The 24,024-nt window shown below is 68.8% G+C and carries 20 protein-coding genes and 1 tRNA gene; 9 read left to right on the plus strand and 12 right to left on the minus strand.

The window, feature by feature from the left end:
• Complete coding sequence (locus ACK41C_RS00500; protein ID WP_409649030.1) at window positions 1–1,494, minus strand: AAA family ATPase; 1,494 nt, start codon at window positions 1,492–1,494, stop codon at window positions 1–3.
• Window positions 1,491–2,156, minus strand: a complete 666-nt coding sequence (pdxH, locus tag ACK41C_RS00505; RefSeq protein ID WP_409649033.1) for a pyridoxamine 5'-phosphate oxidase — start codon at window positions 2,154–2,156, stop codon at window positions 1,491–1,493. Before pdxH ends, ACK41C_RS00500 begins: the two co-directional genes overlap by 4 nt.
• Window positions 2,157–2,261: 105 nt before the next feature.
• Between pdxH and ACK41C_RS00510 the strand changes: the two genes are divergently transcribed.
• The 4 genes from ACK41C_RS00510 to ACK41C_RS00525 all read left to right on the plus strand — a co-directional run bounded on the left by ACK41C_RS00510 (window position 2,262) and on the right by ACK41C_RS00525 (window position 4,992).
• Window positions 2,262–2,951, plus strand: coding sequence for a DnaJ domain-containing protein (locus tag ACK41C_RS00510; protein ID WP_409649036.1), 690 nt, complete (start codon window positions 2,262–2,264; stop codon window positions 2,949–2,951).
• Between the two features lie 34 nt (window positions 2,952–2,985).
• Window positions 2,986–4,101: a chorismate synthase gene (gene aroC, locus ACK41C_RS00515; protein WP_409649039.1), complete on the plus strand. Its 1,116-nt coding sequence runs from the start codon at window positions 2,986–2,988 to the stop codon at window positions 4,099–4,101.
• A 116-nt stretch (window positions 4,102–4,217) separates the two neighbouring features.
• Complete coding sequence (locus ACK41C_RS00520; RefSeq protein ID WP_409649043.1) at window positions 4,218–4,724, plus strand: response regulator; 507 nt, start codon at window positions 4,218–4,220, stop codon at window positions 4,722–4,724.
• Between the two features lie 61 nt (window positions 4,725–4,785).
• The gene (locus ACK41C_RS00525) at window positions 4,786–4,992 is read left to right on the plus strand and encodes an NF038104 family lipoprotein (RefSeq protein WP_409649045.1); all 207 of its coding nucleotides are present in this window, start codon (window positions 4,786–4,788) and stop codon (window positions 4,990–4,992) included.
• A 19-nt stretch (window positions 4,993–5,011) separates the two neighbouring features.
• Here the strand turns inward: ACK41C_RS00525 and ACK41C_RS00530 are convergent, their stop codons facing one another.
• The 3 genes from ACK41C_RS00530 to ACK41C_RS00540 are packed head-to-tail and all read right to left on the minus strand — an operon-like array spanning window position 5,012 to window position 9,023.
• Window positions 5,012–6,259, minus strand: coding sequence for a PQQ-dependent sugar dehydrogenase (locus tag ACK41C_RS00530; RefSeq protein ID WP_409649047.1), 1,248 nt, complete (start codon window positions 6,257–6,259; stop codon window positions 5,012–5,014).
• A gap of 41 nt (window positions 6,260–6,300) precedes the next feature.
• On the minus strand, window positions 6,301–7,995 hold the full coding sequence (gene asnB / locus ACK41C_RS00535) for an asparagine synthase (glutamine-hydrolyzing) (protein ID WP_409649050.1): 1,695 nt from the start codon (window positions 7,993–7,995) through the stop codon (window positions 6,301–6,303).
• Entirely contained in the window at window positions 7,995–9,023 is a 1,029-nt protein-coding gene (locus ACK41C_RS00540; protein ID WP_409649053.1) for a glycosyltransferase, read from the minus strand. Before ACK41C_RS00540 ends, asnB begins: the two co-directional genes overlap by 1 nt.
• Before the next feature lie 96 nt (window positions 9,024–9,119).
• On the opposite strand from ACK41C_RS00540, the gene ACK41C_RS00545 reads away from it, so the two are divergent.
• Window positions 9,120–9,196 (plus strand) — tRNA-Met (locus ACK41C_RS00545).
• Window positions 9,197–9,303: 107 nt separating this feature from the next.
• Here ACK41C_RS00545 and ACK41C_RS00550 read toward each other — a convergent pair.
• Window positions 9,304–10,413, minus strand: a complete 1,110-nt coding sequence (locus tag ACK41C_RS00550) for a hypothetical protein (RefSeq protein WP_409649056.1) — start codon at window positions 10,411–10,413, stop codon at window positions 9,304–9,306.
• 355 nt (window positions 10,414–10,768) lie between these two features.
• On the opposite strand from ACK41C_RS00550, the gene ACK41C_RS00555 reads away from it, so the two are divergent.
• Entirely contained in the window at window positions 10,769–10,984 is a 216-nt protein-coding gene (locus ACK41C_RS00555; RefSeq protein ID WP_409649058.1) for a hypothetical protein, read from the plus strand.
• 261 nt (window positions 10,985–11,245) lie between these two features.
• Here ACK41C_RS00555 and ACK41C_RS00560 read toward each other — a convergent pair whose 3' ends face one another.
• The 5 genes from ACK41C_RS00560 to ACK41C_RS00580 form a co-directional block, all read right to left on the minus strand.
• Window positions 11,246–12,910 carry a M10 family metallopeptidase C-terminal domain-containing protein gene (locus ACK41C_RS00560; RefSeq protein WP_409649061.1) on the minus strand — a complete coding sequence of 555 codons (1,665 nt, stop codon included), beginning with the start codon at window positions 12,908–12,910 and terminating at the stop codon, window positions 11,246–11,248.
• 137 nt (window positions 12,911–13,047) lie between these two features.
• Window positions 13,048–13,671, minus strand: coding sequence for a class I SAM-dependent methyltransferase (locus ACK41C_RS00565; RefSeq protein WP_409649063.1), 624 nt, complete (start codon window positions 13,669–13,671; stop codon window positions 13,048–13,050).
• Between the two features lie 64 nt (window positions 13,672–13,735).
• On the minus strand, window positions 13,736–14,836 hold the full coding sequence (locus ACK41C_RS00570; protein WP_409649066.1) for a response regulator: 1,101 nt from the start codon (window positions 14,834–14,836) through the stop codon (window positions 13,736–13,738).
• Between the two features lie 157 nt (window positions 14,837–14,993).
• A complete protein-coding gene (locus ACK41C_RS00575; RefSeq protein ID WP_409649069.1) occupies window positions 14,994–17,480 on the minus strand; it encodes a TonB-dependent receptor in 2,487 nt (828 codons plus the stop codon).
• 413 nt (window positions 17,481–17,893) lie between these two features.
• Entirely contained in the window at window positions 17,894–20,722 is a 2,829-nt protein-coding gene (locus ACK41C_RS00580) for a TonB-dependent receptor (protein ID WP_409649072.1), read from the minus strand.
• Between the two features lie 379 nt (window positions 20,723–21,101).
• Between ACK41C_RS00580 and queC the strand changes: the two genes are divergently transcribed.
• The 3 genes from queC to ACK41C_RS00595 are packed head-to-tail and all read left to right on the plus strand — an operon-like array spanning window position 21,102 to window position 22,872.
• Window positions 21,102–21,830, plus strand: a complete 729-nt coding sequence (gene queC / locus ACK41C_RS00585; RefSeq protein ID WP_409653847.1) for a 7-cyano-7-deazaguanine synthase QueC — start codon at window positions 21,102–21,104, stop codon at window positions 21,828–21,830.
• Window positions 21,827–22,459, plus strand: a complete 633-nt coding sequence (gene queE / locus ACK41C_RS00590; protein ID WP_409649074.1) for a 7-carboxy-7-deazaguanine synthase — start codon at window positions 21,827–21,829, stop codon at window positions 22,457–22,459. The genes queC and queE overlap by 4 nt, the downstream gene beginning before the upstream one ends.
• Before the next feature lie 38 nt (window positions 22,460–22,497).
• Entirely contained in the window at window positions 22,498–22,872 is a 375-nt protein-coding gene (locus ACK41C_RS00595; protein ID WP_409649077.1) for a 6-pyruvoyl trahydropterin synthase family protein, read from the plus strand.
• A gap of 7 nt (window positions 22,873–22,879) precedes the next feature.
• Here the strand turns inward: ACK41C_RS00595 and ACK41C_RS00600 are convergent, their stop codons facing one another.
• Entirely contained in the window at window positions 22,880–23,992 is a 1,113-nt protein-coding gene (locus ACK41C_RS00600) for an NAD(P)/FAD-dependent oxidoreductase (protein WP_409649080.1), read from the minus strand.
• Window positions 23,993–24,024: the final 32 nt, after the last annotated feature.

Raw genomic sequence — 24,024 nt, forward strand, 5'->3', positions numbered from 1 at the left:
CTAACCGGAGGCGTATCTGGCCGACCAGGCTTCGGCGGAGTCCTGTGCGGGGCCGGAGGCGTCGATGCGGTCCCAGCCGATCTGGCCGACGTCGCGCTCCAGCTGCATGGCGAGGGTGGCGACGGTGGCGTCCGAGGCGTCCCCTTCCCGGCCCTCGATCCGCTGGGCCAGCACCCGGGGCGAAGCGTCCAGCCAGACTCCGTGGAACGGCACGCCAGCGAGCAGGGCGGCTTCTTCCACTCGGCGGCGCAGCTCGGGCCGGATGAAGGTGGCGTCCAGCACCACGCCGCGTCCGGCGGCGAGCAGGGCCCGGGCCTCGGCGATCAGGGTGGCGTAGACGTCCTCGTAGAAGGCCGGCGAATAGACGCTGGCCGGCAGGCGCGCTTCCGGGGCCACGCCCATCAGCCGCTTGCGGATCTCGTCGGTGCGCAGGACGACGGCGCCTGGGGATGGCCCCAGGCCCGGCGCGATCAGCCGCGCGAAGGTCGACTTGCCGGACCCTGAGAGCCCTCCGACCGCCACCAGCTTGGGCGGCGGCGGCGCAAGATGCTCCAGGGCTGCGTCCAGATAGGCGCCGGCCGCCTGATCGTCGCCGCTATGCGCCCAGACGTGGGCGCGCACCCCGGCCCGGACCGCCAGCATCAGCGGCATGGCGGCGAGCCCCTCCAACAGCTCGGGCCCGAAACTGCGCAAAGCCTCATCCAGATAGGCCGACAACACGCGGACCCCGGCGTCGCGCCGGCGACGGAAATCCAGGTCCATCAGCAGGAAGGCTATGTCGTACTGGATATCGATCTCCGACAGCACGTCGTTGAATTCGATGCAGTCGAAGAGCACCGGGCGGCCGTCCTCCAGCAGGATGTTCCCCAGGTGCAGGTCGGCGTGGCAGTGGCGGGCGAAACCGGCGGCGCGGCGGGCGTCCAGTAGCGTCTCGCGCCGGAAGTATTCCGCATCGGTGGCGGCGATCACCGCCTCCACCCGCTCCGCGCCCAGCCGCGGCGCCAGTTCGCGCAGCAGCTTGGCGTTGGAATCGATGGTGTATTTCAGCGCCTTGCCGCCGCCCCCCTGCGGCCGGATCTCCGCCCCCGCGTGGGTGCGGGCGATCAGCCGGCCCATGGCCTCGGCGAGCGGCCCGTCAACCGCCCACGGCTGGGCGGACAGCACCGCGTCTTCGTCGAAGCGGCGCATCTCCAGGGCGTATTCGACCGCCCTCCCCGGCCCGTCCAGCTCAAGCCCGCCGCCGGCCGCGCGGGTCACCTTGCGGACGGAGCGGTAGATGTCGGACGCCGCCGCCCGGTTGAACCTCAGCTCCCGCTCCAGAGCCCAGAGCCGCAACTCCAGGGTGGAGTAGTCGAGAAAGCCCAGATCGACGCGCTTCTTGACCTTGAAGGCGGTGTCCCCGGCCAGGAAGACGTGGGCGCAGCCGGTCTCGATGCGCTTTTCGGCCCGTGCGCCGAACCAGGCCAGGACCTCGGCCTCCTCGGCGTCGGTCACGGGAACAGCCGCTCCGTCGTCCAGCCTTCGCCGGCCCGGCGGAAAACCAGCCGCTCGTGCAGGCGGAAGGGGCGGTCGCGCCAGAATTCCAGCACCTCCGGCGTCACGCGAAACCCCGACCAGTGCGGCGGCCGCGGCACCTTGCCGATGCCGAACTTCAGGCCGATCTCGGCGATCTTCCTTTCCAGGGCCAGGCGGTCGGGCAGGAGGCGCGACTGGGCCGAGGCCCAGGCCCCGATCTGGGCCGGCCGGGCGCGGGTGGCGAAATAGGCGTCGGCCTCGGCCTCGCTTACGGCTGACACCGTCCCGCGCACCCGCACCTGGCGGCGCAGGGACTTCCAGTGGAACAGCAGGGCGGCTTGCGGGTTGGCGGCCAGCTGCCGGCCCTTGGCGCTTTCGAGGTTGGTGTAGAACACGAAGCCGTCCGGTCCCGCGTCCTTCAGGAGCACCATGCGCACATCCGGCAGGCCCGCCTCGTCGGCCGTGGCGAGCGCCATGGCGTTGGCGTCGTTGGGCTCCTTGGCGACGGCTTCGCGCAGCCACTCGGCGAACAGGTCGAACGGGTCTTCGGCCGCCAGCAGCGGCGGCGGCTCGGCCTGCGAGACCTGGCGGACATAGTCGTCCTCGCTCGGCGAGGGCGGGATTTCGGCCTTGTCGCTCATGCCGGGCGTATAGCGCGAGCGTGCGCGCGTGGGCAGGGGCTTAACGCGGCATTGACGCCCGGCGCCCGAGATTCGGCCTCGATGGCGAGGGGATCATCCACAGGCATGGACGCGCGGCGCGCGCGCGAGGTTCTGGGCGTAACGCCCGGCGCCGGCCAGGCCGAGCTGCGCCGCGCTTTCCGCGAGGCCGCCAAGCTCGCCCATCCCGACCGCAAGGGCGGCGACGCGGCCCGCTTCCGCGCCGTGGTCGAGGCCTATCACCTGCTGCAGCGGGAACCCGGCGCCCCTCGAGCGGCCCCGGCGCCGCAGCCACATCCCGCCCGCCCGGCGCCGGCGGCCGATCGCATCCTTTCCGTCCCGCCGCTGATCGCCCTGACCGGCGGATCGCTTGAGCACGCCCTGTCGGACGGACGTCGGATCGCGCTCACCCTGCCCCCCGGCGTGCGCGCTGGCGACAAGGTCCGCGCCGGCCGTCACGAGTTCGAGGTCGCGGTGCGCGGCGACGGCCAGGCGATGGTTCGCGGCGACGATCTCTGGATCACCGTCGCCGTGGCCCCCGAGCTGCTGGCCGAGGGCGGGCGCATTGCGCTCGACACCCCGCTGGGCCGCCGGGTGGTCTGGATCACCCGCAAGGCCGCCGAACGCGGCCTGGTGCGGCTGGTCGGCCAGGGGCTGCCGGCCCGCGGCCGGCATCGGCAGGGCCACCTCTTCCTGCGCCTGCATCCGCAGCCGGCGAGGACCGACACCGCCGCCCAGACCCTGCTCCGCCGGTTCGCCGCCGCCTGGGCGGCCTAGCCACGGACCAAGGCGGCGGGCTAAAAGCGCCGCCATGTCGCACAACAGCTTCGGCCATCTGTTCCGCGTCACCACCTGGGGCGAAAGCCACGGGCCGGCCCTGGGCTGCGTGGTCGACGGCTGCCCGCCCGGGATCAAGCTCACCGCCGAGGACGTGCAGGTCTGGCTCGACCAGCGCCGGCCGGGCCAGGGCAAGTTCGTGACCCAGCGCCAGGAGCCGGATGCGGTGAAGATCCTCTCCGGCGTCTTCCAGGACGAGCGGACGGACGGCCAGGTCACCACCGGCACGCCGATCTCCATGCTGATCGAGAACGTCGACCAGCGCAGCCGCGACTATTCCGAGATCGCCACGGCCTTTCGCCCCGGCCATGCGGACTACGCCTATTTCGCCAAGTACGGGGTGCGCGACTATCGCGGAGGCGGCCGGGCCTCGGCGCGTGAGACCGCCGCGCGTGTGGCCGCCGGCGCCGTAGCGCGCAGGATCCTGGAAGACGTGACGATCCGCGCCGCGGTCGTGCAGATCGGCCCGCACGCCGTCGACCGCACGCGCTTCGACTGGGACCAGCGGACGGAGAACCCCTTCTGGTGCCCTGATCCGCAGACGGTCCCGGTCTGGGAAGAGCACCTGGAGAAGGTGCGCAAGGCGGGCTCTTCCACCGGCGCGATCGTCGAGGTGGAGGCCCTGGGCGTTCCCGCCGGCTGGGGCGCGCCGATCTATGGCAAGCTCGACGCCGAGCTGGCCGCGGCGCTGATGTCGATCAACGCCGCCAAAGGCGTGGAGATCGGGGCCGGCTTCGCCGCCGCGGCCTTCTCCGGCGAGGAGAACGCCGACGAGATGCGCATGGGGAACGAGGGGCCGCTCTTCCTGTCGAACAGCGCCGGCGGGATCCTGGGCGGGATCTCCACGGGCCAGCCGGTGGTGGCCCGGGTGGCCTTCAAGCCCACCTCCTCCATCCTGACCCCGCGCCGGAGCCTGAACGAGGCCGGCGAGGAGATCGAGCTGCGCACCAAGGGCCGCCATGACCCCTGCGTCGGCATCCGCGCCGTGCCGGTGGTGGAGGCCATGACCGCCTGCGTGCTGGCCGACGCCTTCCTGCGCCACCGCGCCCAGACCGGCGGCGGCGCCTTCATGCCGGGGGCAAGCCGCTAGTTTGGTCGCCGAACGCCGGTTCGCCAGATTGACCGCCGGCGTCCGGCGCCTTTAATCCGGCGCGTCGGCGGCGAATCACAAGCCAACGCCAGCGGGGGAAGGACATCGGCCGCGCCGTGCGCTTCGAGCTCTTGAAGATCCTGATCGTCGAGGACAACCGGCACATGCGCGTCATGCTGGCGGAGATCCTGCGCGCGGTCGGCGTGCGCGAGGTGTTCGAGGCCATGGACGGCGCCGAGGGCCTGGAGCTCCTGCGCAGCCACGCCATCGACATCGTCTTCACCGACCTGATCATGGAGCCGATGGACGGGATCGACTTCGTGCGCCTGGTCCGCAACGCGCCCGACAGCGCAAACCCCATGGTGCCGGTGATCATGATCACCGGCCAGCTCACCCGCTCGCGCATCGGCGAGGCCCGGGACGCCGGGGTCAGCGAGTTCGTGGCCAAGCCGATCACCGCCCGCGCGGTGATCGAGCGCCTGCATTTCGCCATCGATCACCCCCGGGCCTTCATTCGCACGGGCGACTATTTCGGACCGGACCGGCGCCGGCGGAACGACCCGACCTATGCAGGTCCGTGGCGTCGTGCGGGCGACGGGCCGCAGGCCCTGCGCCGCGGCTGAGCTTCGCCACCATTTGGCGACGATTGGCTGGTAACTGGCGGAAAGTCAGGGGATTTCCAGCATGAACGCCGTCCGCATCGTCGCCCGCATGGGCCTCGCCGCCGCACTCGCCGCCTCGTTGTCCGGCTGCCTGGCCATGGCGGTGGGGGGCGCGGCGGTCGGGGTCGCCGGCGCCGCAGTCGGCGTCACCGCCAAGGGCGTCGGCATGGCCGCCGGCGCAGTCATCCCGGACGGCGACGACGAGGACGACCGGAAGCGGAAGCGCTGATCCTCCGGCGAGGCGGACTTCAGTTCCGCGGGACGAGCTTCAGGATGCGGCCGTTCTCGTTATCGGTGGCGACATAGATCGCGCCCTCCGGCCCCACCACCACGTCGCGAATCCGTTCGCCCACGTCGGCGAGCAGGCGCTCCTCGCCGGCGATCCGGTCGCCGGCCAGGGTCAGGCGGACGAGCTGCTTGTCGCGCAGGGCGCCGACGAACAGGCTGCCCCTCCAGGCCGGGAACAGCTCGGCCTCGTAGAAGGCCATGCCGGAGGGTCCGATGACCGGGTCCCAGTAGTAGATCGGCTGTTCCATGCCCGCCTGCTGTGTCAGGCCCTCGCCGATCTTGCGGCCGTCATATTCCAGGCCGTAGGCGATGGTCGGCCAGCCATAGTCCTTGCCGGCCTCGACGATGTTGATCTCGTCGCCGCCGCGGGCGCCGTGCTCGACGACCCAGAGCTTGTTCGTGCGCGGGTGCAGGGCCGCCGACTGGATGTTGCGGTGGCCGATGGAGAAGATCTCCGGCCGCGCGCCTTCCCGGCCGACGAAGGGATTGTCGCCCGGGACCGAGCCGTCCGAGGCGATCCGGACCACCTTGCCCAGCGTTCCGTCCAGCCGCTGGGACTGGACCCGGCCGGCCAGGATCGAGCGCTCTCCCAGACCCACGTAGAGATTGCCGTCCGGGGCGAAGACCAGGCGCGAGCCGTAGTGCATGGTGGAGGCCAGCGACGGCGTCTGGCGGAAGATCACCTGCACGTTTTCAATGCGGGCGCTGTCAGCGGCGAGCCTGCCGCGGGCCACGGCGGTGTGGTTGGTCCCGTCGGGCCGAAGCTCGGAATAAGACCAGTAGATCAGGCCGTTGGACCGGAAATCGGGATCGACGGCCAGCGCCAGCAGGCCGCCCTGGTTGCGTGCGTCCACTTCCGGCAGGCCGGCCACGGGCGCAGATAGCCGGCCGTCGGCGCCGACGATCCGCAGGCGGCCGGGCTTTTCGGTGACCAGCATCCGCCCGTCCGGCAGGAAGGCGATGGCCCAGGGCTTGGCCAGCCCCTCGGCGACCGTCACCACCTCGAAGGCGACGTTGGAGGGCGCGGCCGGCGCGCGGGTCTGGCCTTCGAAGGCCGCGCGCTGGTCCGGAGCATTGGCCGCTCGCGTCTCCAGCGGCGGGGCGGGCGCGGCGGCGGCGGGCGGCGCAGCGTCGGTCTGAGCCTCGCCTTCCCCGCCGCAGGCGGCGAGCAGGACGGCGGCGAGGGCGGTGAAGGCGGGCCGGCGCATTCGTGTCTCCAAGAAAAGTTCCCGGGAAAAACCCGCAGGGCTCAGATCGTTCCGGCTGCGGCGGTCAAGGCTTCGTGGGGGCTCGCGCCGTCCAAGTGGATCAGCGCCCAGATGGCGAAGAAGAGCAGCGGCCAGCGCTCGCCGCCCTCGCTGGCGAAGGCCGCGCGGACGGCCTCGGGCGAGCGCACCCGGCGCACCGCCTCGATGCGCGCGACCCGCTCGGCGATCTCGGCGGCCCGGGGGGCGATCCAGGCGTCGACCGGCACGGTGAAACCCTTCTTGCGGCCCCACGGATCGGCGGCGGGGCAGGCGCCCTCCAGCCACTTGCGTAAGAGCCACTTGCCATAGCGCCCCCGCACCTTGAACCGGTCGGGCAAGGGAAAGGCGAAGGCCGCCACCTCCGGATCGAGGAACGGCGTGCGGCCCTCCAGCCCATGGGCCATCAGGCAGCGGTCGAGCTTCAGGAGCAGGTCGTTGGGCAGCCAGGTGGCGATGTCGGCGTGCTGGGCGGCCTGCAGCGGCGAAAGGCCCTTGGGCGCGGCGGCCTGATCGCGCCAGCGGGCGACGACGGCGGCCTCGGCCCGCGGCTCGGCGGCGCGGCCGCCAAGCCAAGCCGGACGCAGGGCCCGGCGATAGCGGCCGTAGCCGGCGAAGAGCTCGTCGCCCCCCTCCCCGGTCAGCACCACGGTCAGGGTTCCCTTGGCGGCTTCGGCGAGCTTGTAGGTGGGCAGGGTGGCGTAGTCGGCGGTGGGGTCGTCGTGGGCCCAGGCGATCTGCGGCAGGATCCGCCAGAAATCCTCTTCGCCGAAGCTGGTCTCGCGCCAGTCGAGATCGAGCGCCCGGGCCACCCGCTCGGCCTGGGCGCGTTCGTCGCGGGCGCCGGGCGCCTCGAAGCCGCAGGTGAAGGCGGTCACCGGCCGTTCGTTCAGCCGCGCCATCAGGGTGGCGATGGTCGCCGAATCGATCCCGCCCGAGAGGAAGAGGCCGTAGGGCACGTCCGAGCGCTGATGGACCCGCACGCTGTCTTCCAGCACCGCATCGAGGCGCGCGATGAGGGCCTTCTCATCGGCTTCGGCGCCGGGCTTCGCGCCCTTGGAAATCGCCGCGCGGCGGCGGCGGGGAACGATCTTCCCGTCCACGATCTCGACGATCTCGCCCGGCGCCAGACGGCGGACGCCCTGGAAGATGGTCTGGTCAGTCAGGGTGTAGTTGAAGGCCAGCAGCTCGCGCGCCCGGTCCTCGGAGAGCTCGGCGCCGACAAGGCCCGCCGCCAGGAAGGCGCGGGGTTCGGAGGCGAAGGCCACTGCGCCGTCCTGCTCCAGCAGGTAGAGCGGCTTGATCCCGAACGGGTCGCGGGCAAGCCACACCCGGCCGTCGGCGCCGATCAGGCAGAAGGCGTACATCCCCCGCAGCCGGTCGAAGGCGGCCTCGCCCTCCTGGGCGTAGAGGTGCAGCAGGGGCTCGAAGTCCGAGCCGGTGGAAAGCTTGCCGCCGAGCTGGAAGTCGCGGGCGAGCTCCACATAGTTGTAGATCTCGCCATTGCCGATCACCGTCGATCCGGCCGCATGCAGGGGCTGCCAGCCGCCCTCGAGGTCGATGATCGACAGCCGGGCGTGGGCGAGAGAGCGGCCGTCAGCCTCCTCGACCCGCACTCCGTCGGGACCGCGATGGGTGAGAGCCTCGATTAATGGCCGGGCCGAGCCGCCCGACCCGATGACGCCTGCGATCCCGCACATCAGACGCCGCCGTAGTCTTCGAAGAGCCGCCGCCACTGGGCGACCACCGCGGTTTCGGAGAACTCGCCCTCCACCCGCGCGGCGCCGCGCTGGACGAGGCCGATGCGCAGCATGGGGTCGGCGAGCAGGCGGCGGACGGAAGCCGCCAGGGCGTCTGCGTCGTCCACCGGGACCAGCAGGCCGTCCTCCCCGTCGCGGATCAGCGCCGCGGGGCCCTGGGATGCGGCGGCCACCACCGGCAGGCCGTGCGCCCAGGCCTGGATCACCACATTGCCCAGCGGCTCGTAGCGCGACGGGAAGACACAGACGTCGGCGGCGCGATAGAGGGCCGAGGGGTCGTTGCGCCAGCCCAGGAACCGCACGCGGGCGTCCACGCCCAGCGCCGCGGCCAGGGCCTTCAGCTTGGCCTCCAGCGGGCCGGCGCCGGCGATCCACAGATAGGCCTCGGGGACCTGGGCCAGGGCCGCCAGGGCCACATCGTGGGCCTTGACCTCGTGCAACCGGCCGAGCGCCAGCAGCAGGGGCGCGTCCGCCGGGGTGTCGAGCGCGGCGCGGTCGGCGGGCGCGACCTCGGGCGGGGCGGCGGCGAAGTTGGGGATGCAGCGCACCCGCCCCGCCGGCCAGCCCTGGCCGACGATCCAGTCGGCGATGTCCTCGGTATTGGCCACCAGGGCGTCGAAGCCGCGATAGTATTTGAGGTTGTAGTAGCCCCCCAGCCGGCCGATCCGCGCCCAGGGCCCTTTCGGCGTATGGCGGGCGGCGCGGTTCATCCAGGCAAGCGCCAGCTTCGTCTCCGACCGTCGGGCGAAGCCGCCGACGCGCGGGCGGGTGAGGATGTCCACCGGGCCGCCGAATCGGAAGGTCTCGGTCGGCACGCCGGCGGCGGCCAGCGCCGCCTGGCGGTTGGCGTTCGGCCGGATCGCCGCGGCCTGGCCGACGCCCGCCCGCGCCAGAGCGCCCACGAGGTCGACGAAATAGGTTTCCGCGCCGCCTTCGCCGGCCGTTCCGAGGAGATGGAGCACGCTCATGGGCGGCCCAACCTAGCCGCGCTTTTCACCGCGCCCAAGCGGCTTGAAGAGCCGCCGACGTTTCCCTATAAACCGCCCCTCGCCGAAAGGCCCGGCGGCTGGGTAGCTCAGATGGTTAGAGCGGTGGATTCATAACCCACAGGTCGGCGGTTCGATCCCGCCCCCAGCTACCAGCTTATCCAGAAGCCTTCCCTACGGCTGGCGTCGGACTGGTGGCTCACCCCTTCAAGATCGCGAGCCCGTTTGTCATATAAGTGCTAAGTCGCCCCTGAAGTTCTTGTCAGTCCGCTACTTGGATGAAAGTCTCTTGGATGACGTTACAAGCAGCCATACCAAGCTCGGCAGCGAATTTGTTACTCAATCCATAGTGCACATTACTTCCATCAATTGCGAACCGTAGCGCCTCCAACTCCTCTGGGCTGTTGGACCTCATCATGAAGCGCAACGAACCGTCGTCCATTGGCACCAAGATCGTCACGGTAAACGTCTCGGGGATCCAATTCCGCCAGGGGTCTAGGGAGGCTTCGCCGACGGTCAATCTCGAGTGCCCCCGCGCAACGGTCCAATCCGCTCCAATCTCCCCGCCTGGCGTGGACGAGAGGGTGAGAACACGTCCGAGCTCGTCCCCCGGCATATATCCGATGGCACGCGAATAGAATCGAAGGCTTCTCACCCCTAGGCGTTCCTGATGGAGGATTGCGAACAGGTTGAGGGCGCTTGGACCAAACACCCAACGTCCGACGCGGAAGTCAAAGTAAACGAACTCAAGGTACCCGCCCCAGGCGTTTGGAAGATTGCGTTCTGTAAACATCTCCTCAGCCAGCCGGCGACCATTCAACGAGGCCACGAAGCCCCGCACCCGTTCGAACAGCGGGGCTTCTGCCATTTGTTGAAGGTCGCGCTCTCCCTCTCGAGCGCGAGCAATTAGATCAGCGTGCCCACTGCCGATGGCTGTGCACATCCCAAGTTGAGGAATATGTGCAAACTCCACCAGCGCCCGGGGGTAGCAGGTGTTGAATCCGTTGGGCACTTGGCAAGAGCCTAGCGTTTGGATGGCACCCGGTCCGTACAAATTGGTGTAGAGGTTAGAGTGTTGCGCGAGCGAGGCCATCGGCCGCTCCTGCTCCAGCCAAGTCGGCAGATGACCGAGAACATCCTGGTAACAGGTGGCGATGTGGTCACCACTTCCGGCGAACGCAATTGCCGCTCGCCCGAGGGGATGGACCTTTCTTGCTAAGCGGCAGCGCAACGGCCGGGCCACGGTCTCAACAGTGAGCGTTGCCGGCGTGAGCCATTGCTCATCGTTGCCTCGCTGAGTCACCAAAGCGTCGGCAACGATCACGGGCATAATCGGCGAGTTCGGATCGTCTGGAACGACGTGCGGACTCATGTACATCGCAGCGGTTATGCTCGTTCTCCGATCAAAGGAATGAGCTGGGCGGATCGCCCAATCAGGGAGAACTACCGCCTGACGCTAGGGACGAAAATTGGGTGACAATGGGAACTCTATCAAGAGTAGAAAGGAGGAACCGCGCCACCCAGATTCCGGGCTGAGCGCAGGTTGGTTATGCATCAGAAACTGCCGACCACGCGATCATAGCCTCAATGCCTCCCCGCCTCCGAAAACGGCGCCTTTTGCCCGTCCCGACACCATTCTTTCGTTGCATTGCAACAAATAGGCGCTACCCGCTTTTTGCACCTGCGTAAGCGCGTAGGCTGGTCTGTGTCAGAACGAGGCGTATCCCATGATCATGACGTCGATGCGGGTTTTCCCGGGGCTTTTCGTGGGGCGGCGCGAGGTGATCTGCGCGGTCGAGGCGCCGCAGGGCCTGGCGGCCGGCGAGGCGCGTTCGGCCTTCGTCTGCGGCGCCTGCGAAGAGGTGATGCTGACCGACCAGGAGCGCGCCGACGTGCGCGACGTGGTCGTGCGCTGCCGCTGCGGGGAATACAACCAGCTCTGAATGGCGTGGGGCTGTAGCGAATAAGACTACTTCTCCCGCTTGCGGGAGAGGACGGCCGAAGGCCCGGTGAGGGCGAGCGGGCGAATCTTGCGAGGGCGGCGGAGCCGCTGGCGCCGGCAGGCGCCAACTTCAGACGCAGCAGGTTCTTGCGCCGCTTCGCGACGCCCGCCTGGCGGCGGCCTCGGCTTCGCCTCGCCCTCACCTGCCCTGCGGGCATCCCCTCCCGCACGCGGGAGAGGAAGGGGCGCGGGAATGAGGGCCTTAAGTCGCCAGCCAGTCGCCCAGCGTGCTCTGGGTCACCCCGGCCAGCACCATGCGGTGCCCGCCCCCTAGGTCGATGATGGTGTCGCTGCCTTCGAAGCGCAGGGTGTAGGGCGTGCCCGGGACCTCGAACCGCACCCGGTCGCCTTCGGCGCTGTTGAAGTCGGTCACATAGTCGAGGTCGCATTCGGCGATCAGGTGGAAGATGTCGGCGCCCGATCCGCCGGTGATGGTGTCGTTCCCGCGGTCGCCGGAGAGCCAGTCGTTCCCGGCCAGGCCCAGCAGCCAGTCCTCGCCCTGGCCGCCGCGCAGGGTGTCGTTCCCCACGTCGCCGTCGACCGTGTCGTTGCCCATATTGCCATAGACGATGTCGTTCCCGGCCTGGCCGTACAGCAGGTCGTGATCCTGGCCGCCCACGGCCCAGTCGTCGCCGTCGCCGGCGTAGACCGTGTCGTTGCCCATATTGCCGTTGATGTCGTCGAAGTCGGCGCCGCCGTAGATCAGGTCGTTCCCGGCGTCGCCGCGCAGATAGTCCCGCCCCTCGGCGCCGAAGACGGTGTCGTTCCCCGAGCCGCCGAAGATGCTGTTGTTCGCGGCGTTGCCCATGATGCTGTCGGCGCCCGAGCCGCCCCGGGCGTTCTCGATCGTCACGCCCTTGGCGATGGCGACATTGCCGATCAGCCCGCCCACGTCGGAGAAGTGGCCGGCGCGCAGGTCGATGGTCTGGTTGTTGGCGTAGCCGGAGAAGTCGAAGGTGTCGTCGCCGCCGGCGTCCCACACGGCGAAGACCAGGCGCGTGGCGCTGGAGGTCGCCTCGAACCACGGCCGATCGGCGTTGGAGTTGAAGCCGTAGACCGTGTTCCCCGTGCGGGTGGTCATATTGGCCCCGTATTCCAGCTGGGCCGCGGCGATGTCGTCGATCAGCGGGGCGGCGCTGTAGCGGCCGCCGAAATTGGCCCCGGTGTTGGCCTCGCTGAAATAGCTCATCACCGTGTACTGGCGGGTGTCCTCGTAATAGGTCGCGCTTGCGGCGTAGGTCGGGGACGAGGCGCCGGCGTTGTAGTCCGACGGATGGGCCAGGCCGATGGCGTGGCCGATCTCGTGCACCAGCACGTGGCCGCCATAGTTGCCGACGCTGGGGGTGGCGTTGCTGGAGCGGGTGACGTTGATCCAGACGTCGCCGGCCCGCGAGGAGGCGGCGGTGGAGCCCGGATAGTAGGCGAAGGCGACGGAGTCCTCCGAGCCCGTCGAATAGTTCGAGAACAGCATCGTGGCGTTGTTCGAATAGGCGCCCTCGCCCGAGGTTCCCGTCCCAACGCGCACGAAGGTGATGTTGGCCACGTCCGACCAGGCGGTCAGGGCCAGCTCGGCCTGGACGATCTGGGCCTCGTTGAAGCGCGAGAAGCCGCCGGTGTCGTCGGGCATGGTCGCCGGCGCCGTCGAGCGGAAGGCGTAGGTCACCGTGAAGGGCTGACCCAGCGCCGAAGACCAGCCGGGCTCCCCCCGGACGATCTGATAGGCCGCCTGATCGATGGTGTAGCTGGGCTTGCCGGAGGCGGTCCCGCCGCGCGCATCGGCGTTGAGGTAGCTGGCGGAGACGCCATCGTCCCCGAGATCCGCGGTCAGGGAGCCCGGCCAGGAGCTCGCGAGACAGACAATACACATGGCGGCCTACAGAACTGCGTTTTCGAAAGCCCCCCGGCCGGCGCAAGGTCGGGTCGGGGCGCACGGGCGGCAAGCCCACGCGAGGCGTCTGCGACGATAATGCGCAGTCAACCTTTACTGGAAGTTGCGATTCGGCGTCAGGCCGCCGTCGCCGCGCCCCACTCGTTCCAGCCGAGGATCCGGGGCGTGCGCGGCAGGTACATGGAGTCCATCCGCTCCACCGTCAGCCCGGCCTGGGCGACGGCGCCGGCGACCGGCCTCGTCAGATGGCAGCCGCCGGCCAGACGCTTCCAGACCGGCTCCACCCGCCGCTGCCAGCGGGCGACGCCCGGGTCGGGGGCCAGGCCATGCTCGCAGAACAGGAACCGCCCGCCGGGTTTCAGCACACGGCGCGATTCCGAAAGCGCGCGGGCCGGATCCTGGACCGAGCAGAGAGTGAAGGTGCAGACCACGCAGTCGAAGCTGGCGTCCGGAAACGGCAGGGCCTCGGCCGCGCCCTCCACCACCTCCACCGTCAGGCGCGGGTCGTGCGGCGCGCCCTGGGCCAATGCGCGCAATTCCGGCGAAGGGTCGACGCCGCTGACCGAGGTCACGCGGTCGGGATCGTAGAAGGCCAGGTTCAGGCCCATGCCGATGCCGAGCTCCAGCACCCGGCCCTCCGCCTGGGGCACGATCTTGGCGCGCTGCTTCATCATCGGCGGCGCCGAGCAGGCGCAGCTCAGAAGCTTCGGCAGGATGCGCCGTTCATAGAAGCTGGCCATGGAACCCTCCCTCGAGCGGCGGAGGATTCCGCAAACAACGGCGTTCGGCCAGAGGCAAACGCCGTCAGGCGGCCGCGGCGGCCCCTGCGCTGAGGTTCTCCTGCAGGGCGCGCAGCAGGTTTTCCGGCTTCATGGGCTTTTCGACCACGCCGTTCATGCCGGCCTTCAGATAGCCGGCGGCGTCCTCTGGATCGGCGTTGGCGGTCAGCGCGATGATCGGCACGCGGCCGGCGCGGCCGGGCAGGCCGCGGATCTCCCGCGTGGCGGCCACCCCGTCCATGCGCGGCATCTTGATGTCCATCAGGATCAGGTCGAAGCGGCCGGAGCGCGCCGCCTCCACCGCCTCGACGCCGTCGACGGCGGACTCCGAGGTGCAGTCGAACATCTCGCAGAGCGCCTCGGCCACCATGCGATTGGTGGCGTTGTCGTCGACCACCAGGATGTGGGCGCGTTCGCCGACCTCGGCCTCCGGCGCGTCCTCGGCGGCCGGCAGGGCCAGCGGCGCCGTCACTTCGAAGACGAGCGTCTCGCCCGCGCCGCGGTTGGCCTCGGCGCGCAGGACCCCGCCCATGGCCTCGACGATCTGACGGCCAAGCGCCACGCCGAGCGCGGTTTCCAGGCCGAAAAGGGCTTCGATCTCCTGGATGTCCAGGGCGCGGTCGCCGAGGATCCGTTCCGACCCGCCGCGGATCCGGCCTTCCAGGCGCACGGCCTCGCCCTCGACCGTGGCCTTCAAGGTGGCCTCGACCGCGCCGCGCCGCACGCCGGCGGCGGCCTGGGCGATGAAGGCGTCCAGCATCTGGCGCATGCGGCCCGGATCGACCATGGCCACGGTTTCCGGATCGCCGTCGTAGGAGAAGAAGACGGTGACGCCGCCGTCCTGGGCGCGCTCCTGCCAGCGGGCCTGGGCCTCGTCGGCCAGGTCGGCCACGCGCAGGGGCTCGGGCTGGAAGGCCAGGCCCTCCGCGGCGGCGTGCTTGAGGTCGGAGGCGGAGGCCAGGATCTGGCGCACGGCGCGCGCGGCTTCGGCCACCCCGGCCACGCAGGCCTGGGCGTCCCCGCCCAGCGGGTGGCGCGCCAGACGCTCGGCAAGCGCCAGCACCCCCTCCATCTGCTGATGGATTTCCCGTGTCACGCGCTCGAAGAAGAACTCGGGCAAGGACATGAAAACGTGGCGTCGCCTTGAATGACTTTTGCTCAGTCTGGCGGGAAGCACTTGCGGAGACGTTAAATTCCACCTGCGGTTCAAAGACGTCGCAGGCAAAGAAAAGGGCGGCCGGGAGATCCGGCCGCCCTTCGAGTCGGGGAGGAAACGCCTCGTCTTAGAAGCGGTACTGCAGTTCGACGCCGTAGGTGCGCGGCTGGATGAGGCCGCGGGTGATCGCCGTACGCGTCTGGGTGAGCGTGCCGGCCGCCGCGCTGCCCGGGTTGGGCATGTCGAAGATCGCCGTCGGGTTGGTCGAGCTGGTGGAGTTGTAGCCCCGCTCGTCGAAGGCGTTCTTGACGAAGGCGATCGCCGAATAGCGGCCCATGCCCTCGTTCCAGATGACCCGGAAGTCGGTCACGCCGTAGGACGGCACCTTCAGGGCGGCGCTCTTGAACGGCTGGTAGATGGTCTCGTCGGTCCAGGTGTGGCTGGCCGAGAGGATCAGGGAGCCGGCGTCGAAGTCGAAGGTGTAGTTGCCGTTGAAGGCGAACTTGTTCTCCGGCGATTGGTAGAGGTTGGAGCCCTTCAGGTCCTGGAAGACCAGGCGGGTTCCGTTGCTCAGCGCCGAACCGCCGCTGGGGGTCGCCGCGGGGTCGAGCGCGCCCGGATCGGCCGGGTCGTAGAAGCAGCAGCCGCGGGTGATCTCGGTGTTGAGATAGCCGTAGCTGGCCTGCAGCTGCAGCTCGCGCAGCGGGCGCCAGGTGACTTCCAGCTCCAGACCGTAGGCCTCGGCGTCGACATTGACGAAGTTGTTGGCCGAGGCGGTGCCGGCGGCGTTGAGCTGCTGCAGGTTCAGCTGCAGGTCCTTGTAGTCGTTGTAGAACAGCACGCCGTTGACGATCAGGCGGCCGCCGAACGACTTCTTCAGGCCCAGCTCGAAGGCGTCGACCTGTTCCTGGTCGGCCTGCGGCTGAGGTGCGAGCGTGCCGAGCAGGAACCCGCCCGACTTATAGCCGCGGCTGTACTTGCCGTAGACCAGGGTGTCGCTGTCGGGCGTCCACTCCAGGTTCAGGGTGCCGGTGACGGCGTCCCAGCTGTTGGAGAGGTAGCGGAAGTTCTGGACGCCGGGCGTGGTCGGGTCGGTGTCGGTGGAGACGTCGAAGGCCGCCGCGCCGCCCGCAATGGCCGGCGACAGGATGATCAGGCGCTGGGTCTCGAAACCGTCCTTCTCGTCCTTGGTGTAGCGCAGGCCGCCGGTGACCGCCCAGCTCTCGTTGAACTCGTAGCGTGCTTGGCCGAACACCGCCCAGGCGCGGGATTCCAGTTGCGCCTGGGTGTCGGCGAAGTTCCGCAGCGGGTTGGCCGCCGCGGGCGTTCCGGCGAGCGTCAGCGGCGTGGCGAGCTGCACCTGGTTCGGATTGGCCAGCTGGATCCGCTGCTTGTACTCCTCGTGATACTGGTAGACGCCTAGAATCCAGCTCAGCGGTCCGCCGCCGTTCGAGGTCAGGTTGATCTCGTTCGAGAAGTAGCGCTTGTGCTCGTTGAAGTCTGTGGTCTGGGTCGGGAAGTAGGGAACCAGCATCCCCGGGATGGAGATCGCCGTCGTGCGGCTGGTGCCGTCGTAGTCGCCGCCGGTCTGGTAGTTGTACTGCTGGAAACCGCCGATGTACTTCAGGTCCGCCCAGCCGAGGTCGTAGGTCAGGTTGGCGATCAGCACATGGTTGCCGCGCAGCTGGCCGTAGGCGTCGGTGTTGGTGTTCTGGACGTAGGGGTCGTTCACGCCCGGGTTCGGGGTGGTGTAGCCGAACTGCGGATTGGGCTGCAGCTGGCCGATCGGACCGAACGGATTGGTGGTGTCGTAGGGCGTGATCAGGTTCGCCAGCCGGTCGCCGACGCCCATGGTGTCGTCCCAGCTCGTGCGGTTGTAGCGCACGAAGGCGTCGAGGTTGTCGCCGAGCTCGGCTTCCATCTGCACCTCGAAATAGGTGCGCTTGATGGTGGCGCCGTCGTTGGCGCCGCCGATGTTCTTGATGAAGCCCTCGCGCTGCCAGTCCTGGCTGCCGCCGATCTTGAAGCGCAGGTTGTCGGCCACCGGCAGGGAGACGACGCCTTCGATGGCGGTGCGCTCATAGTTGGCGACCGTGGCGCGGATCTCGCCGCTGAACTCGTGCGAGGGGCGCTTGGAGACCTGGTTGATGGCGCCGCCGATGGCGTTGCGGCCATAGAGGGTGCCTTGCGGCCCGCGCAGGATTTCGGTCCGCTCGATGAACAGCGGGGTCTTGAACAGTTCCGACGAGGAGGCGGAGTAGAAGCCGTCGGTGTAGGAGGCCACGCCCGGGTCGTTGCCGACATAGAAGGTGTTGCGGCCGGCGCCGCGCAGCGAGACGCGGTCGGTGCCGGAATAGTTCATGCCCGGCGTGAAGTTCACGAAGTCCTGGATGCCGGTGATCCCGGCCACTTCCCGCTGGCGCGAGGTGAAGGCCGAGACCGCGACCGGAACGTCCTGCAGGGACTGTTCGCGCTTTTCGGCGGTGACGACCAACTCTTCGATCATGAAGGAGTCGGTTTCTTGGGCGGCGGCGGGGGCGGCGACGGCGGCGACCGCCAGGGCCGAAACGCCGAGGGCCAGGCAGGCCCGCAGACGCGGTGCGTTGTAAGACATCAGTATCCCTCCCAGGGCGGCGGAGCGTGGCACGCTCTCTGGGGCCGCCCTCGTGATGCGCATGCAGTGGGCGCCCGGGCGCGGGGAGGCGCCGAGCGGGCGGCAAGGTCTGCGGCCGGCCAGGCGGCGTCAATCTTGACGGCGGGGAAGTCGGGCGGTTCGGCGGCCGCTTTCGGGCGCTTGTGGCGAAAATACCGCGTTTTCAAATCGGATGCACAAAAACGACCTTCGTTCTTTGACGAACTCATGAATCAATTGGAAACGGGGCGGGCAAAATGGCGAAAAATCTTGCGGTTGGGCATACCAATGACTCTGAAGAATGCCGAACGCCAAAAGAAGAGGCCGCCGCCCGGGCGGGGCGGCGGCCTTGAGGGCTCGAGCCGGGTGCTGGGATCAGACCCGGCAGGAGTTGATCAGAACCGCTTCTGCAGCGAGACGCCGTAGGTCCGCGGCTCGGTGAAGAAGGCGTTGCGGAACAGGCCCGAGGAGTCGTCGGTGAGGTAGAAGTCGGTGATCGCCTCTTCGTCGGTGGCGTTCTTGACGAAGGCCCCGAGCTCCCAGCCGCTGGCGGGGTTGGCGATGGTCAGGGTGACGTTGACGTTCTGCCAGCCGTCGATCCGGTCGGCGGGGCTGTTGTAGATCCGCGCGAAGGTCTCGGTCTGCTTGTAGTAGTCGCCGCGCAAGGTCGCCGACCAGTCGTTGCCGAAGTCCCAGGTGTACTGGGCGCCGAACGAGAAGGTCCAGTGCGGCGCGTTCGGAAGCTCCTTGCCCTTCAGACTCACCGGCACGCCGTCGCTGACCAGGCCGCCGAAGGCGTTGGTGCCCACGGCGATGGCCCCGCTGCCGATGTCGGTCCCTGCGCCGGCCGTGGAAGCCGGAGTGCAGACGCCGAGCAGGGCGAAGGGGTTGTTGGTGGCGTTCGACACCGAGAGCGCCGTCTGGGCGGCCGCCAGCTGGACGACGCAGTTGGAGGCTGCGCTCGACTTCACCAACACCAGATTGGGATTGCCGCCGGTGCGGTTGAAGGTGTCAATGGAGGTCCCGCCGCTGATCTCGGTCTCCAGCCAGCCGATCGCGGTGTTGAGGCGCAGGCCGGAGATCGGCTGCCAGACCGACTCCAGCTCGAAACCCTTCACCTTGGCGTCGATATTCTCGTTGGTGGAGGCGCGGTTGACGATCTTGGAGACCTGATAGCCCTCATAGTCGTAGTGGAAGATCGAGGCGTTGAGCGTCATCGAGCCGCCCATCAGGGTGTTCTTCATCCCCACTTCGATGGCGTTGATGAACTCCGGCGCAAAGGTGGCCGGCCCGCAGATCACGCCAGCGCCGCCGCTACACGGGGAGTTCAGGCCCCCGGCCTTATAGCCGCGCGAAGCGAAGGCGTAGATCAGGGTGTCGTCGGTGAAGCCCAGGTCCGGCTTCCAGTCGAAGCCGAAGCGGCCGGTCGTCTCCTTGAACTCCACTCGCAGGATCGCCGGCGTGCCGGGCAGCGGCGGACCGATGCCGGCGCCGGGCGTGCCCAGGGTGACCTGGTGGTTCTCGATCTCCTTCTCGTCCTTGGTCCAGCGCAGGCCGAGGGTCCATTTGAAGTTCTCGGCCATCTGCCAGTAGAGCTCGCCGAAGATGGCCTGCGAGCGCAGGTCGTACGGGCTGTAGGCGTCGTAGTAGTTATGGCCCGTACGGTCCGGATTCGCGTTCGGATCGATGGAGATGCAGGGCGCCGGGCCGACGCAGTTGGGGCTGAGGCCGGCGAGCAGGTTCTGGATCTGGTACCAGCCGGTGCCGGTGTTGAACATCACGTAGTAATCGCCGGTCGCCTGGTACCGGGTCAGGATGCCGCCCACGTTGAAGTTGAAGGGGCCGTCATAGGCCGACTGCAGCCGCACCTCGTGGCTCCACTGCTCGGTCTTCGCCGAGGAGATGTCGCTGGTGGTGAAGCGGTTGAACGGTCCGTTCTGCGGATCGTTGATGACCCCGCCGGGGAACAGCGAGGCGTAGATCGCCGCATAGCCCGGCACCGCCGCCAGGGCGTTCACCGGATTGGGCGTGGTGTTGAAGCTCGTGCTGGGGACGTAGCGGTTGTAGTCCTGGCGGGTATAGAGGTCGTACTGGGTGTAGGCGGCCAGCCAGGTGAGCCGAAGTTCGTCGGTCAGGTCCCAGTCGACGTTGAACTGATAGATGTCGGTCTTGGACTGGTAGATCGGATCGAAGGTCGACTCGATGTCGCGCACGCTGGTGGGCTGCATCTTGCCGGCATAGGCGTCGCCGGTCTGGAACCCGCCGAGAGCGCCGAACAGGCCGCCCAAGGTGGCCTGGGAGTTCACCGTTCCGAGAACGCCCGGAGAATAGAGCGAAGTGGCTTGGCAACCCTGGCTGAAGAAGCCGCGCTGGATCTGAGCGATCGGGGCGACGGCGGAATATCCCACGCCGCCGAGACTGCCGGGTCCAAGGTCCTTCGTGCAGTACTGCTTGCCGATCCGGGAGCGGTTATCCTCCTCGTTGAAGTGATCGTACATGAAGAAGGCGCGGAATTCGTCCGTAGGCGTGAAGCCCAGGGTGAGGCGGACACCGTAGAGGTCGCGGTCGTCGGCGTCGTTGCCCGTGACCAGGTTGTCCCCGAAGCCGTCGCGCTTCAGATAGGAGCCGGCCGCGCGCAGGGCGAAGGTCTCGCCCAGCGGAATATTGATCATCCCGCGCAGCTTGTAGGAGTTGTAGTTGCCGACCTCGGCCCGGGCCATGGCCTCGAAGTCGTCGATCGGCTTGGCGGTGATCAGGTTGACGACGCCGCCGGTGGCGTTACGGCCGTAGAGGGTGCCCTGGGGGCCGCGCAGCACTTCCACCCGCTCGACATCGTAGAACTCGGTCTCGAACAGGTTGTTGGCGATCAGCGGGGCGTTGTTCAGGTGAATGCCGGTGCCGGCGTCGCCCGAGGCCGCCACCAGCTTGGAGCCGATGCCGCGAATCTGGAAGTTGTAGCCCGTGAAGTTCCCCTTGGAGAAGTTCACGTTGGGCACGGCCAGCACCAGGTTGGGCCCGCCGTCGATCTTGGCCTTTTCCAGGGCGTCCTGGTTGAACGCCGACACGGCGATGGGAACGTCCTGAAGCGCTTCTTCCCGCTTCTGGGCCGTGACGACCAGTTCCTCGATGATGGTCTGAGACCAGGCCGGAGCCGCGACGGCGGCCAGCGCGACAGCGGATGCGCCCACAACGAGCGTCCTCCGCAGATGCAGAGTGCGTGACATTCCAGCTTTCCTCCCATGACGGCCCCGGCTCTCGATCGGCCAGGTTCCGCCAGCAACGCCGCAATCGTTAGGTCGGGCGGAAGCGGCATCTCCCCCCGTACAGCGAGGCTCACGCTCAGTTACGGAGTCTGTCAACATGACAATGTTAAGTGAACGTCGTTCACCTTGCGGCGCGGGGAAAATTGTGGCCCAAATACCCGACGGGAACACTGGGCCGGGTTTCCGCAGCGTGAGGTTTCGCGTCCACGAAGACTGAAGGACGCCAGCTCAAATCATGCTGCGCCGCAACATTCGTCTCGACTGAAACGATCTCGCGATGCGCCGCGTCTCGCAACTGCGACGACTCTGCGCCCTTCCGATTTCGCGCCTGCACGCGCATATGGGCGCCATGACCTCGACCCGCGCGCTCGTGCTGTTCTCCGGCGGCCAGGATTCCAGCGTCTGCCTGGCCTGGGCGCTCGCCAACCACGCCCATGTGGAGACGGTGGGTTTCGACTACGGCCAGCGCCACGGGGTCGAGATGGCTCAGCGTCAGGTGGTCCGGCGCGAGATCGCCGAACGGTTCCCGGACTGGGCGCCGCGGCTGGGCGAGGATCACATCTTGGATCTCAAGGGTTTCGGCGCCATCGCCCAGACCGCCATGACCGAGGAACGGGCGTTCGAGGTCACCGAGAAGGGCCTGCCCAACACCTTCGTGCCCGGCCGAAACCTGGTGTTCCTGACCTACGCCGCGGCCCTGGCCGACCGGCGAGGTCTGACGGCCCTGGTCGGCGGCATGTGCGAGACCGACTTCTCCGGCTATCCGGACTGCCGCCGGGACACGCTGGACGCTCTGCAAAACGCGCTGAACCTCGGCATGGCGCAGGACTTCACGATCGAGACCCCCCTGATGCGGCTGACCAAGGCGCAGACCTGGGGGCTCGCCAAGGCGTTGGGCGGCGAAGCCCTCGTGGAACTGATCCTGGAGGAGAGCCACACCTGCTATCGCGGGACCCGGGGCGCGCGTCACGCCTGGGGCCACGGCTGCGGCGACTGCCCGGCTTGCGAGCTGCGCGCCCGGGGCTGGGCGGAATGGCTCGAGGCCGGCCGCCCGGAGGTCGCCGGGTGAGCTACGCCGTCAAGGAGATCTTCCTGACCCTGCAAGGGGAAGGCGGCCAAGCCGGCCGCGCGGCGGTGTTCTGCCGCTTCGCCGGCTGCAACCTGTGGTCCGGCCGTGAAGAGGACCGGGCAGCGGCGGTCTGCACCTTCTGCGACACGGACTTCGTGGGCATGGACGGGCCGGGCGGCGGGCGCTTCGCCGACGCCGAAGCGCTCGCGGATGCGGTGGAGGCGGCCTGGGCCGGCGGGCCGGACGAGCGCCTGGTGGTCTGCACCGGCGGCGAACCGCTGCTGCAGCTCGACGAGGGCCTGATCGCCGCGCTCCACGCCCGCGGCTTCCGCATCGCGCTGGAGACCAACGGCACCATGCCAGCGCCCCCGGGGATCGACTGGATCTGCGTCAGCCCCAAGGCCGACGCAGCCCTCGCCCAGACGACGGGTCAGGAGCTGAAGCTGGTCTATCCGCAGACCGGCGTCGATCCGGCCGCCTTCGAGCACCTCGATTTCGAACGCTTCCTGCTGCAGCCCATGGACGGGCCCGACCGGGTCGAGAACACCGAAAAGGCGATCGCCTATTGCCTCGCCCACCCTCGCTGGCGTTTAAGCGTCCAGACTCACAAATACCTGGGCATTCCCTGAAGGCCGCAGGCTCCAGGGCGCCCCCAAGACCTCCCCCAATGACCGCACCTGTCTTCGAGATCACCAAGGCCGCGACCTTCGACGCGGCGCACTATTTCGCCGAGGGGCCGGAACACCGGCCCTATACGAACCTGCACGGCCATTCCTTCAAGGTGGAGGCGAGCGTGCGCGGCGCGCCGCAGGAGCCGGTGGGCTGGGTGGCCGACCTCGCCGACCTGGACGCGGCGCTGAAGGCCGTGGCCGCCGAACTGGACCACGGCCTGCTCAACGAGAAGCCCGGTCTGGAGCGGCCGACGCTGGAACACCTGTGCCTGTATTTCGCCGAGCGGCTGAAGCCTAAGTTCCCCGGCCTGTCGCGGATCGTCGTCTCCCGCCCAACCATCGGCGAGAGCTGCGCCTTCGTCGTAAGCTGAAGGCGCCTCAAAGGCTCAGGCGGGCGGCAACCTCTTCGCCGATGGCCAGCGACGAGGTCAGGCCGGGGCTCTCGATGCCGAACAGGGCGACGAGACCCTCGAGGCCATGCGCCTCAGACCCGTCGATGCGGAAGTCGCCCTGCGGTTCTCCCGGCCCATGCAGCTTGGGCCGAATGCCGGCGTAATCGGGCGAGAGCGCCCCGTCCGGCAGGCCCGGCCAGAACTTGCGGATATAGCGGTAGAACTCCCCTGCCCGCTCCGGATCGACGCTGTAGTCCAGTTCGTCCACGAACTGCAGGTCCGGACCGAACACCGCCTGGCCGCCGAGGTCGCGACGATAATGGGTGCCGAGCGCGCCGGGGATGGGTGGCGGATAGATCAGCCGCGCGAACGGCGCCTTGCCGCTCAGCCGGAAATAGACCCCCTTGCCGTAGTGCAGCGGGGGGATGGTCGCCTGCGGGAAGCCCTCGATCCGGGCGGCCACCGCTTGGGCGGAGAGCCCGGGCGCCGTGACCAGATACCGTGCGGAGAGCATGGTCGGCTGCTCGCCGCCCGCCTGGACGGAAAAGCCGCCGGCTTCCAGGGGCGTCGCGCCTTCGAACGGCGTGGAGGTGACCACCGCCCCGCCGGCGGCCTCGATCTCCCCCTGCAGGGCCAGCATGTAGCCATGGCTGTCGAACACACCGCTCTCGGGCGAGATCAGCGCCGCCTCGCAGGAAAGCTCCGGCTCCAGCGCCAGGGCCTGCGCCTTGGAGAGCCAGGCCATGCCTTCGACCTCGTTGGTGCGGGCCTGGTCGAGGATCGCCTCCAGCCGGCCCATTTCCTCGACGCTCGTCGCTACAACCAGCTTGCCGCACTTGTCGTAGGCGACCTTGTGGCTTTCCAGGAACGGATAGAGGGCGCGCCGCCCCGCCACGCACAGCCGCGCCTTCAGCGAACCCGTGGCGTAGTAGAGCCCGCCGTGGATCACCTCGGAATTGCGGGCCGAGACCCCCTCGCCGATGATCGGCCCCGCTTCGAGCACAGCCGCCGTCAAGCCCCGCCGGGAAAGCGCGTAGCCGCAGGCCAGCCCCACCGCGCCCGCGCCGACCACCACCGCATCGAAATCGAAATCCGCCATCGTCTCCTGGCCTAGCGGAAGCCCCGCCATAT

This window comes from Phenylobacterium sp. (assembly GCF_046290725.1).
Taxonomy (GTDB): domain Bacteria; phylum Pseudomonadota; class Alphaproteobacteria; order Caulobacterales; family Caulobacteraceae; genus Phenylobacterium.